The organism is Rossellomorea sp. KS-H15a, from assembly GCF_024195245.1.
In the GTDB taxonomy this organism is placed as follows: Bacteria; Bacillota; Bacilli; order Bacillales; family Bacillaceae_B; genus Rossellomorea; species Rossellomorea vietnamensis.
The window spans coordinates 2,577,228-2,587,641 of record NZ_CP096886.1 but is presented as its reverse complement, the minus strand read 5'-3'; the positions used below and the strand labels follow the sequence as shown (position 1 = coordinate 2,587,641).

Here is a 10,414-nt window from a genome sequence, read left to right as displayed (position 1 = left end):
ATGCCCCATCCTCCCCCTTTACAAATTGATCACGTTGTTTCGATTGATTTTTTGTATACTATCTAAACCATTTTGAAGATCCTTTATTAATTCATCCGCGTTTTCAAGACCAACGGATAAGCGCAATAACCCATCTGTAATCCCTCTTCTCTCTCTTTCAGCCTTAGGCATGGAAGCATGTGACATTCTTGATGGATAGGATAGAATCGATTCGACAGCTCCTAAACTGACGGCGAATACAGGAATGTTTACATGTTTGATGAGTTGCTTCACTTCCTCTTCCCCTTTTAACCGGAAGGATAGTACTGCCCCGGGACCCTCTGCCTGCCGGACTTGAATTTCACGACCGGGATGATAGCTCAAGCCCGGGTAATACACTTCTTCTACTTCCTTTCTGCCTTCTAGGAAGCTTGCAATCTTATAAGCTGACTCCGATGATTCCTTCAATCGGACATGCAATGTTTTCAGCCCCCTTAAGAGCAGCCAGCAATCCTGTACCCCGAGTACCGCCCCAAACGAATTCTGCAGGAAAGCAAGTTTCCCCGCAATCTCTTCATCTCCCGTTACCGCAAGTCCTGCTAAGACGTCACTATGTCCGGCAAGAAACTTCGTTGCACTGTGCAGGACAACATCCACTCCTAGACTGATTGGCCTTTGCAGCAATGGCGTCATGAATGTATTATCCAGAAATGTTAAGCAGTCATTTGCCTTGGCAAGCTTTACGACCCCTTCAATATCGGTGATATTCAATAAGGGGTTCGACGGGGTTTCCATATAAATCACCTTCGTATTGTGCTTAATTGCACAAGCCACCTCATGAAGATCTTTCATATTCACAAAAGAGTATTCTATATCAAATTTAGTAAGGACTTCCGTGATCATCCTGTATGTCCCCCCATATACTTCCTCCGAGACGAGTACGTGATCCCCACTCGACAATAATAGAAAGCTTGTTGAGATGGCAGCCATACCGGATGAAAAGGCAAAACCCCTTACCCCGCCTTCTAATTCCGCTATCGTTTCTTCGACTGTTTCCCTTGTTGGATTCCCCGAACGGCTGTAGTCATACGTACCATACTGATCAAAATCCTGTTGATGAAAGGTTGTAGCATGATGAATCGGCGTAGAAACAGCTCCTGTCTCTTTATCAAATCCGCGGGAATGGATGAGTGACGTCTGAAGTGAAAATGGTTTTTTACTCATACGTTAACACCTCTTTTTCCAATTGTTGAAAAACATTCTCCAAGTCTTCGATCAGGTCGTCGATAAATTCTATTCCTACGGAAAACCTGAGCAATCTGTTACAGATGCCAAGTCTATTTCGTTCTTCTTCAGGAATGTCGGCATGGGTCTGGGTGGCAGGATAGGTGATAAAGCTTTCAACCCCTCCTAAACTTTCAGCAAACGTTATAACCTTTAGATGTTGGAGGAATGGACCGATCCATTCTTCCTTGGCAATGCGAAAGGAAAGCATGCCCCCTTTCCCGGGATATAAGACGTCCGCTACACAGTCATGCCCTTTAAGATACTGGGCTAATTTTCGTGCATTCTTTTCATGCTGGGCCATTCTTAGACTAAGGGTCTTCAACCCTCTTATTAAGAGCCAACAATCAAATGGTGCAAGGACTGCGCCGATTGAATTTTGAATCGTATAGATCCTTTCAGCCAAGTCCTCTGTGTTGACTATGACAACTCCGGCCAGAACGTCATTATGGCCCCCTAAGTATTTGGTAGCGCTGTGAATGACCAGGTCTGCTCCCTCTTTGAGCGGTTTTTGCAGAACTGGTGTATAAAAGGTATTATCGACGATTAAAAGTAATCCACTCGCCTTTGAAATGGCTGCGACCTCAGAAATATTTGCTTCATTCATTAATGGATTGGTTGGTGTTTCAAGAAAAATAGCCTTCGTCCTCTTCGATATGTGCTCTTCTATAGAATGAGTATCACTTGTATCAACAAAATGAAATTTGATATTATATTGGGCTTCATACTGAACGAATAAGCGGTAGCTTCCTCCGTAAAGATCCTTCGATACAATCAATTCATCCCCACTTGAGAATAAACCCAGAATTGCCTGAATCGCAGCCATTCCCGAACTGAATGCAAATCCTCTATGCCCCTCTTCCAATTGAGCCAGTAGTTCTTCAAGGGTCGCCCTGGTTGGGTTTCCTGTTCTCGTATAATCATAACCGGTTGATTCACCGATTCCTCTATGTTCATATGCTGTCGATAAATGAATGGGCAGACTTACGGCACCAGTAGCTGAATCCTTCCGATTGCCTGCCTGGACAAGCAAAGTATCAATATGTTTTTTCAACATCCTTCTCTCCTTTTCGTCCCTAGAAAATGAAAAGGGGAAAAAACAAAAAACCTTCTTATGAAAATAAGAAGGTTTTATACGTTCGTTCTCCCTCTTATCGCCCAAGTTGACATCAACTTGCTGGAATTAGCACCATACCTGTTACTGTGGCTGGTTGCTGAGGTGTCTTCGGGCCAGTCCCTCTACCTCTCTTGATAAGAAACAATATGAAATTGTTAAAATGCTTTCTCATAACTTATAACAAAGACATAGAAATGTCAATGACAATTATGAATTATCTGAAAAACATCATGATCATTTTATTCTATTTCAATGATACATTCCTATTTTCCTTTTAATCTCTTTCATGAATGGGATTGTTTTTTTTCGTGCTTTTATGGCTCCATTCAGTAAGATGGCATCCAGTCTATCCCGATTGTTCAATAGGTCTTCATATTCCGACCTTGGTACTTCGATGAATGAATTCATTACGTCGAAAAGTTCTTTCTTCGCTTCCCCCCAGCCTATTCCTTGTTGAAATCTCCTTCTCATTTCTTCCGATTGATCAGTGGTTGCAAATTCTTTGTAAAGACCAAAAATGATTGAATCGTCAGGATCCTTAGGCTCTTCAGGAAGTGAAGAATCCGTTTTGATTTTATTGATCAATTTTTGAAGCTTTTTTGGTTCTTCAAATAAAGGAATGGTGTTATTATAACTTTTACTCATCTTGCGGCCGTCCAGTCCCGGTAGAACGGCCGTTTCTTCCTGGATGACGTATTCAGGGATGACAAATGTTTCTCCATATTGATTGTTAAAGCTTTCAGCTATGTCTCTGGCAATTTCCACATGCTGTATTTGATCTTTTCCGACAGGGACCAACTCGGTTTGGAAAAGGAGGATATCCGCAGCCATTAAAATGGGATACGTAAATAATCCCATATTGACTCCAGCATCAACATTTCTGCCGCTTTCTTTATTTTCTTCAACCATTGATTTATATGCGTGAGACCGGTTTAATAATCCTTTTGGTGCAAAACAAGAAAGGATCCAGCTCAGCTCAAAGATTTCAGGCACATCAGATTGACGGTAAAAAATCGCTGAATCAGGATTCAACCCTAACGCTAACCACGCTGCCGCCACCCCATATGAAAGCTCCTTCATTTCAATGGGATCATGGATTTTTGTTAAACCATGATAATCCGCAACAAAATAAGCAGTGTTATATGATTGGTTCTCCGCCAATCCCAATGCCGGTTTAATCGCCCCAATATAATTCCCCAAATGTATACGGCCAGTTGGCTTGATACCAGTCAGAACTTGTTTTTTCATCCCCATCATACCCTCCGTTGAAAAATAATCAGAAAACACAAAAAGGGCTTCCCGTCCTCTAAAAAAGGACGGGAAACCCGTGGTGCCACCTTCATTCGCTTACACTTCAGTAAACGCACTCATCTGTACAGAAGTCACGTTCTATACATCGTCCCTTTTATCGGTGAGACCTTCCGCCAAACCTACTTTATTTCAGCCTGGATGCTCAAAAGCCCATTCAACGATTCCCCATACTGATTCTCACCATCCATCAGCTCTCTTAAATGTTTCGATCGTCTACTCTTCTTCTTCATCGCAATTAACCATTTATTGTGTTCCCATTATTTTAATGTATAGGTAAATAATGGTCAAGTAGGTATAAACACATTTTTACATTTCTTTTGACGAAAGAGGAAGGAAGAGCTTTATGCCTCTCTTATTAAAAGGGAGAAACTTCATATCCGCGATCAAATGACTCGCATATCCGATGACACATGCTTCAAATACTCCATCAATCATGATAGAAGTCTCGAGATAACGAGCGATGATAGCATAGTATATCAACCCCAGTACAGAGTGGGTATAACTGCGATGTGACACGAAGGAAGCAATAAATATATAGATGCCCAGTAACCATAACCATATTTCATTTAATTGCCATCCACATGCCGTCACACCTATGCCGGTAATCATCAGCATCCTTCTCTGGGTGATGAAGCTTGTGAGTAACATCATTCCTGCCCCATAGCCAATCCCAAGCCACCGTTCTTTCCCAATGCCTTCCAGGTAGCTGTACACCATCATGAGAAAGCCGATGATTTGCGCCACCGACCTGATCATTTGGGGGGAGAAAGTAACTTTGTTACTAAGCTTTCCATCAATATCCAAATCAGGTATGAGTCCGGATATCCCGCCGATTGCTACAAGTGTGGCTGTCGCACCCGGACCGGATCCAAATGAATTCGCCACGATAAAACCTGTTGCTGCTCCAATTGCCATGTGCGCTGTGCCGTTCAATGTTTCTCCTACTCTCTTTCACAGTATGTATGTACCAAATATTCATGATAGCCTTCATCATCCATTCCCGCTATGGGAAAGAGGAATTATTTTCTTACATTTTCTGTTCTATTCGATCGATGATTTTGATAAGGTAGGGCCTTTCATGAGGGACGAAATGATGATAACCAGCCTTTTTGCTGATATCGTTCTTAACCCCATCCTTGGTGACAACAAATCCTTCAAGTTCGATTTCTGCTTTATCACGTTGAATAAGCGATTTGAAATCGGACAGGCATGAACGTAAAATACCTGAAACTTCCTCCGTCTGAAGCTGAAATTCCTCGAATGAGACCGGCTTGGTATAGAGGAATACATTGGTATGCTCCCTGTCTATCATATTTTCTTGAATGAGTTCCCCTTTTACCACCCCCAAAGCCTCCAATTCCTCAAACTTGACCTTGATTCCCAACTCTTCGTGGACTTCCCTCACACCGTCTTCAATCTTCTCATCGGACAAAATATGTCCCGCGGCCGTTATATCCAAAAGACCGGGGAAATCTTTCTTATCGTCACTTCTTAACTGAAAATAGATGAAGGTTTCCTTCAAATCCTCGTCATAATGAACAAACCAGCAGTGAAAGGTCTCATGCCAGTAACCCTTCGCGTGCACCTCCGAACGGCTCGTGACCCCTAACCTATCTCCACTCTCATTCAATATGGCCAGTTTTTCCTCCTCCACTCGATCACTCCTCTCTCTTATTTCATTTCACCTTCTCTAAATATTCTCTGATTTCAATCAAGTCACCGACCACGATGTCTGCTTCATGTAACTCATTTTCCTGAGAAAAATCAAAAGCACATCCGATGGAGAGGAACTCATTCGCCTCGGCTCCTTTAAAGTCAGATCGTCTGTCTCCGATCACAATTCCGTGACTGAGATCATGATCGACCTTCACTTTCCGAATGAGTTCCCCCTTATCCTCAGAGTCAATATCCTCAATACTATAGCAGGATAAAATCCATCGATCCAACCCATAATATTCCACGATTGTCTCGAGATAACGTGGATAGCCGTTACTTGCCACAAAAATCGGAAATCCCCTTTCGGACAAATAGGCTAAGAGGTCTTCTGTATGGGTATAGAGGGCGCCCATTCCATCCAGTATGTTTTGAATCAATTTATCCTGAAATACTTCATTTACTCTTTCATGTGTATGCAAGGGATGCAGGGGCAATAGGGTCCTCCACACATCAGAAAGGGGGACACCCATTATTTCTCTATATTTTTCGAGAGGTGTATCCCCCTCCCACATTTCTTCATCTCTAAGTAATTGGAAGGTATCATGAAGTGAAGCCTCAAGTATGCGGTCTGTTTGAAATAATGTACCATCCATATCAAAAATCATTGCTGCTTTCATCTATATTCTCCTTTATTGCCATACGCACAGTCAGTATCCATGATGATTCGATCTTTCCACGAGCTTTCATTAAGCCATATCTAATCATATCAAATTTCCGCCCACCGTGAGGCAAACAATCTATAAGTAGGGTTTGGTCCACCATCCTCAGACATAAAAAAAAGACACGTGAGACCTTCCTCTTGTGTCTTTTGCTTTTTCAGTATTCTCCGTTTTCTAAGAAGCGTTCGGAAGGTAAAGAAGGACCGCCAACATCATGCCGATCACAGAGAAGATGACAATTGTGACTGCTATCGACTTGTGATACTTTGAAACATGTTTCTTCTTTGACACATTAAAAAACGTAAATGCCATTAACGAAAGAACAAACAAAGCTATAAACAAGAGCTCGCTCATGGACAATCCCTTTCTTTATTAAGGTGTTTATATCTAAACTATATGAGAACACTTTACCATATTTTCTTATTCAACAAAAATTTTTACCTCCGTACATCATGAATCCAGATTGAACTAGAAGTAATAATAAAGCCAGGGGGGTGTCTTTTGTAAGGCTTTTTCCCAGGAGGGCAGCTCATCGAAAGCTTCCATGGTCAGCTTTTCACTATCCTTCATATCATTTTCAATTAGGGATTCCAAATGTTTCGCCACTTTTTCGTCCCGAATGATGCAGTTGCTCTCATCATTTAAGTAAAAGCTGCGCGGATCCCAATTGGCTGTCCCTACGTCGGCCCATGCATGATCTACAACCATCACCTTACCGTGAAAAAACCCCTTCTGATACAGATATAATTTCACTCCTTCTTCTAAAAGGCTCTTTTCTATTCTGTAACTAACGGGTTTGGTGAACCAGGCATCCGTATCATCCGGTACAAGGATATTCACCTCGACCCCTCTCTTCACCGCATCTTTCAATGCGGTGATAAGCTTATTGGTGGGGATAAAATATGGGGTTGTGATGGTCACACTCGTTTCTGCTTCATTTATCCAGTCAATGGTTCTTTCAATAAGAGGATCTCCAGTAGAAAAAATGAAATGAACACTGCCTTCAGAGCTTGTTGACGTATATGGTCGCGCAGCACTCTTTAAACTCTCGCCACCGTCCTCTGTCCAATCTTTTTTGAACTGCTTATATACTTCTTTCCCCGCATCGCCTGCCAACCGAATATGGTAGTCCCTCCAGTAGCCAAGCTTTGGATCTTTTCCGAGATATTCATCCCCCATGTTGAATCCTCCAATATAGGCAATGCTTTCATCAATGGAAATAAGCCTGCGATGGTTCCGATGGTGAAGGGAATAGAAAATATTCTTAAATTTAATGGGTCTGCTTTTCGTAACCTTTACTCCGGCCTTTTCCAGCCTCTTGATGGACTCTTTATGAATATCTGACCCAAGAAAGTCAACAGATAGACGGACATCCACACCCGTTTGAGCTTTTTTCGTCAATACATCAAAAAACTCTTGAGAGACTTCGTCATCCCGAATGATAAAGAAGTGGATCCAAACATATTGTTCAGCGGACTCAATATCCTTAAAAAGGTTTTGATAAAAGCTTTTTCCTGTATTATAAACGTCAATTGAAGCATTACTTGAAAGGGTCTCTGTCATCGGGTGGGTTCTCGTATAGTTTTTCACCCCTTGTTTTACATCCCATTGCATGATGAGAATCAATACCACGGATATCGCGGTCACGGCCATCATGGCTATTATTATTTTCTTCAACACGAGAATCCCCCCTTTCATGGTATTGATAGCTTTTGTTTATAGGGAAGGACTATACATCCGTGGTCAAAGTTTATGGATGAACAGGCTTAATGAGAAGTAATAAAAGAGCGTCAACATAACGTCGACGCTCTTACTTGATTTTCTTATTGATCTTCAACAATGTATAGATATAGCGAGCGATGACGAACAGGATGCCTCCTATAAATGATCCCATTGTGTTCATGATCCAATCATCAATATCCGTTGCTCTTCCTAAAGGCAAGTAGTATTGAGCCAACTCAATTCCAAATGAAAAGATCCCCCCAAGGAAAGTGACCATCAATATTAATTGTTTGGATTGTCTCATCCACCAGGCAAGAAAAAAGGTGAATGGAATAAACAATATAATATTGGCAAGGAGATTACGGATCGGTACATCCAAATGATTACGGTACAATAGATTCAACTTTAAATTGGAGAAAGGATCGAAATTCACTGATCCCTCTGAAACGTTTTCCAATGGAGTCAAGGTGATCAGACAGATGCCACCGATTGAAATACATGTAAATAATACAGGGAGTAAGTTCAGCCACCTGCCCTTACCCCTTCTTTTCTTCCAAAAGGAGATCGCAAAGATAAGGGTAACTGTCACAATGATCATTATCGGAAGCACCCAGCCAAATGCGCTCCATAACTCTTTCATAATTTCCTATCCTACTTTCTACTATGCCACAGAATGATCAGCAGCAATTTGTACTTTAGTTATGTTGATCAACCAGAATGTACTTCCTTCCCACTTATTCTTTATCTTTAAAGCCAATCCATTTTCGTTTCCCTTCTATGCGAAGCGTCAATCCTTCTTTATCAAGTTTTTCCAGGAAAGGAATCATATATTTTCTGGATAAGCCGAGTACTTCTTTTGCTTCACCTACCTGAAATGCATCATCTGTATGCTTCCTTAAGCGAATGGTTGCGTCGTTAAACACCCCAAAGGAATAAGCTTTCTTTTCGTCCAAAGGTACTATTTTCTTCTCCTGAACGAAGAATCGAGTGAAGTCCGAGTGCCACTTCTCCGGTATTCCTACCTTCTCAAAGTACTCTACCATGTCTTTTACCTGTGTACCGTCCCTTTCCAGTAAATCGAGTAGCTGATTACATCTCTTCTCCCATGCAGGTGGCAGATGGGGTGTGAATCCAACTAAACGAACGAGACCTTTTCCCTCGACCCAATTCCCGTCCTCCAACACATAATCTGCCAGACTTTCAGGATATTCACTCAAACGTTGCTTCAATTCTGCACGATTAACTCCCTTTAATAATGGGAATTTCTCATGAAACGTCAAGAGGAAATGGTTCATCGCATTTCGGCATTCTTGAACGATCTTACAATGGGTTATGGTTGTATCAGAAAGTTGAACCCATTCCTGTTCCTCGAGTAACTCAGTCATACATTCTTCTGAAATGGATCCTTCCTTTTTCAACATTTCCCTATCAAGGGATTTATATCGATCAAGTACTCTTAGCGCCCGTTCAGCCGGGGTACCTTCAATCAGGGATTGAAGGTACCCGATCGTTTCTTCTCCAAACCGGTAATTGCCTCCGTTTGGCTGTATGATCCACCCTCCACCGATGGTTTCAACGGGTGAGGGCCTCCTGAGGATAAAACGGTCTCCCCGTTTAACCATGATGGATTCATCAAGGCGTACCTGGCATAGAATCATATCTGTGTCTATACCTGCATCCACTTTATTACGATCAAAGAACACGAGCTTCCCCAAGACCTCAGAGGTACCTGTATGAATCATGACCCGCATTCTCTGTTTGATTTCATATCGCACAGTATGTAACACTTTTATGCAAACGTCCATTGTGTTTGTCATAAAAAGGGAAGAGGCTGAGACAAGTACATTTCCCCGTTTAAGGGATTTATGGTCCACACCGGGGAGATTGACAGCAGCCCGTTGACCGGCGTATCCCATTTCTGCCTTTCGGTGGTGAACCTGAATTTGTTTCGCTTTTGTATGTATCCCTAATGGGAGAATGGTCAGATCTTGACCCGTCTCCACACTTCCTTCATAAATCGTTCCTCTCACCACCGTTCCCTGCCCCTTTACAGTAAAGACCTGATCAACAGGCAATCGAAAATCCCCTGCAGTATTCCTTGAAGGCAGACCTTTCAAGGAGGAAATGATGGTTTCTTTAAGGGCCTTCACTCCTTCGCCTGTCAATCCGTCGACCGATAGTATGGGAGAGCCTTCGAATTCGGTTCCGATCAATTCTTCGCTGACATCTTCCCAGGCGATATCTCTCAAATCTTCTTCGACTTTAGAAATTTTCGTCAAGACGACAATGCATTGACTTATTCCAAGAAGGGACAGAATATCAAGATGCTCTTTCGTTTGCGGCATCACTCCTTCATCAGCTGCAACTGCGAGTACAACAAGATCGATTCCCGCTACACCTGCAATCATTTGACGGATGAAGCGTTCGTGACCCGGCACATCCACTACAGAAATCTCAATCGTATCATCCTCATACAAAGGGGCGAATCCAGGTTCAATTGAAATACTCCGCTCCTTTTCCTCTTTAAGCCGATCGGTGTCAACCGAAGTCAGTGCCTTTGTGAGAGTGGTTTTTCCATGATCGATATGTCCGGCCATACCAATCGTATAATGGTCCTTTCTCATCC

The 10,414-nt window shown here is 42.3% G+C and carries 10 protein-coding genes, 1 riboswitch and 1 other annotated feature; all 10 genes read right to left on the bottom strand.

Features of this window, described 5'->3' with window-relative positions; translation table 11 throughout:
* Window positions 1–18: 18 nt before the first annotated feature.
* The gene (gene metC / locus M1J35_RS13140) at window positions 19–1,203 is read right to left on the bottom strand and encodes a cystathionine beta-lyase (protein WP_254651415.1); all 1,185 of its coding nucleotides are present in this window, start codon (window positions 1,201–1,203) and stop codon (window positions 19–21) included.
* Window positions 1,196–2,320, bottom strand: a complete 1,125-nt coding sequence (locus tag M1J35_RS13135) for a methionine biosynthesis PLP-dependent protein (RefSeq protein WP_254651414.1) — start codon at window positions 2,318–2,320, stop codon at window positions 1,196–1,198. The genes metC and M1J35_RS13135 overlap by 8 nt, the downstream gene beginning before the upstream one ends.
* Window positions 2,321–2,411: 91 nt before the next feature.
* Window positions 2,412–2,521: riboswitch (SAM riboswitch) on the bottom strand.
* A 108-nt stretch (window positions 2,522–2,629) separates the two neighbouring features.
* On the bottom strand, window positions 2,630–3,628 hold the full coding sequence (locus tag M1J35_RS13130) for a tryptophan--tRNA ligase (RefSeq protein WP_034760782.1): 999 nt from the start codon (window positions 3,626–3,628) through the stop codon (window positions 2,630–2,632).
* 61 nt (window positions 3,629–3,689) lie between these two features.
* Window positions 3,690–3,930, bottom strand: a binding site (T-box leader).
* A gap of 67 nt (window positions 3,931–3,997) precedes the next feature.
* Window positions 3,998–4,606 (bottom strand): metal-dependent hydrolase, encoded by a 609-nt coding sequence (locus tag M1J35_RS13125; protein ID WP_371928665.1) that lies wholly within the window; start codon window positions 4,604–4,606, stop codon window positions 3,998–4,000.
* A 112-nt stretch (window positions 4,607–4,718) separates the two neighbouring features.
* A complete protein-coding gene (locus M1J35_RS13120; RefSeq protein WP_254651412.1) occupies window positions 4,719–5,345 on the bottom strand; it encodes an NUDIX hydrolase in 627 nt (208 codons plus the stop codon).
* A gap of 22 nt (window positions 5,346–5,367) precedes the next feature.
* The gene (locus tag M1J35_RS13115) at window positions 5,368–6,024 is read right to left on the bottom strand and encodes an HAD family hydrolase (RefSeq protein WP_254651411.1); all 657 of its coding nucleotides are present in this window, start codon (window positions 6,022–6,024) and stop codon (window positions 5,368–5,370) included.
* A 216-nt stretch (window positions 6,025–6,240) separates the two neighbouring features.
* Window positions 6,241–6,420: a hypothetical protein gene (locus tag M1J35_RS13110; protein WP_034759848.1), complete on the bottom strand. Its 180-nt coding sequence runs from the start codon at window positions 6,418–6,420 to the stop codon at window positions 6,241–6,243.
* 114 nt (window positions 6,421–6,534) lie between these two features.
* On the bottom strand, window positions 6,535–7,746 hold the full coding sequence (gene cls, locus M1J35_RS13105) for a cardiolipin synthase (RefSeq protein WP_254651410.1): 1,212 nt from the start codon (window positions 7,744–7,746) through the stop codon (window positions 6,535–6,537).
* A gap of 130 nt (window positions 7,747–7,876) precedes the next feature.
* Entirely contained in the window at window positions 7,877–8,428 is a 552-nt protein-coding gene (locus M1J35_RS13100; RefSeq protein WP_229595020.1) for a VanZ family protein, read from the bottom strand.
* A 94-nt stretch (window positions 8,429–8,522) separates the two neighbouring features.
* Entirely contained in the window at window positions 8,523–10,412 is a 1,890-nt protein-coding gene (selB, locus tag M1J35_RS13095; protein WP_254651409.1) for a selenocysteine-specific translation elongation factor, read from the bottom strand.
* Between the last annotated feature and the right edge of the window lie 2 nt (window positions 10,413–10,414).

Excerpts from the sequence above, each read along its gene's own strand:
- M1J35_RS13100 (WP_229595020.1), bottom strand. The coding sequence starts at position 8,428 with ATGAAAGAGTTATGGAGCGCATTTGGCTGGGTGCTTCCGATAATGATC.
- M1J35_RS13115 (WP_254651411.1), bottom strand. The coding sequence starts at position 6,024 with ATGAAAGCAGCAATGATTTTTGATATGGATGGTACATTATTTCAAACA.
- M1J35_RS13130 (WP_034760782.1), bottom strand. The coding sequence starts at position 3,628 with ATGAAAAAACAAGTTCTGACTGGTATCAAGCCAACTGGCCGTATACAT.
- metC (WP_254651415.1), bottom strand. The coding sequence starts at position 1,203 with ATGAGTAAAAAACCATTTTCACTTCAGACGTCACTCATCCATTCCCGC.
- M1J35_RS13125 (WP_371928665.1), bottom strand. The coding sequence starts at position 4,606 with ATGGCAATTGGAGCAGCAACAGGTTTTATCGTGGCGAATTCATTTGGA.
- M1J35_RS13110 (WP_034759848.1), bottom strand. The coding sequence starts at position 6,420 with ATGAGCGAGCTCTTGTTTATAGCTTTGTTTGTTCTTTCGTTAATGGCA.
- M1J35_RS13135 (WP_254651414.1), bottom strand. The coding sequence starts at position 2,320 with ATGTTGAAAAAACATATTGATACTTTGCTTGTCCAGGCAGGCAATCGG.
- selB (WP_254651409.1), bottom strand. The coding sequence starts at position 10,412 with ATGAGAAAGGACCATTATACGATTGGTATGGCCGGACATATCGATCAT.